Annotated in this window: 2 protein-coding genes; both read right to left on the bottom strand. The window is 65.3% G+C overall.

Annotated elements, in window-relative coordinates; genetic code table 11:
- A partial coding sequence (locus MZTS_RS24575; RefSeq protein WP_192285938.1) for a UDP-3-O-acyl-N-acetylglucosamine deacetylase occupies positions 1-445 on the bottom strand: 445 nt, incomplete at its 3' end.
- 340 nt (positions 446-785) lie between these two features.
- A partial coding sequence (locus tag MZTS_RS24570; RefSeq protein WP_192285937.1) for a hypothetical protein occupies positions 786-922 on the bottom strand: 137 nt, incomplete at its 5' end.

Raw genomic sequence — 922 nt, 5'->3', positions numbered from 1 at the left:
CGAAGGCGCGGCCGGTCTCGATGCGGACGGTCTGCAGCACCTTGATCCAGCGGCGCGGCGCGCCGCAGGCGGCGAGGCCGACGCTGTCGATGGCCTGGACGAAGGGATGGGCGCTGCCGTCGAGGATCGGCATTTCCGGGCCGTCGATCTCGATCAGGGCGTTGTCCACACCCAGGCCGTAGAGGGCCGACATCAGGTGCTCGACGGTGGCGACGGCGCCGGTCTCGACATCACCGATGACGGTGCAGAGTTCGGTGGCGGAGACGCAGGCGAAATGGGCCTTGATGAGCCGGTCGTTGCCGGTGGTCGTGCCCGTCCTGAGAAAAGCAATGCCGTGGTTGGCGGCGGCGGGGTGGATCGTGATCTCTGCCGGGTTGCCGGAGTGAACTCCGATTCCGGTGAGGGTCACGGACGTTTTGAGTGTTGTCTGTTGGTTCGTCCGCATACCTTAGCCCTCGGCCAGGATCCTTCCGGCGCGCCCCGGTTTCAGGAGCGCGGAATGGGGAAGTCCGTCCGCTGCTTGAAGCCTCTGCGGGCGCTGCCGGCCTGATGGCCATTCACGCCTTCTGTCGTTCCGGCAGCGTGTATAGCTGCGGCCAACAGGGCGGCCAAATCACGGATTCTTACGTTCTGTTACAGCCACGGTTTCGCCACGTTCTCTGAAATCGAGTTTGTAATCAGTGGCTTAACAAGCAGTTAAACCCGAGACCTCGCGGCCTCGGGTCTGTGGCTGAAATGCTCCAGTGATGGCTGACGGGGGCCGGAAGGCCCCCGTCCGTCCACACTCAATTGGCTTGGCGACGGAGGAAGGCCGGAATTTCCAGCTGGTCGTCTTCCATCATCCGCGGCGGCAGCGAGCGGCCCTGGGCGTCGAGATTGCCCTGGGCCGGGCGGTATTGCGGGGCCTGGGGCGCCGGGGCGC

It is taken from the genome of Methylorubrum zatmanii, from assembly GCF_014845115.1.
GTDB classification, from domain to species: Bacteria; Pseudomonadota; Alphaproteobacteria; order Rhizobiales; family Beijerinckiaceae; genus Methylobacterium; species Methylobacterium zatmanii.
The sequence above is the reverse complement of the archived record's forward strand: the minus strand, read 5'-3'. Positions and strand labels throughout refer to the sequence as shown.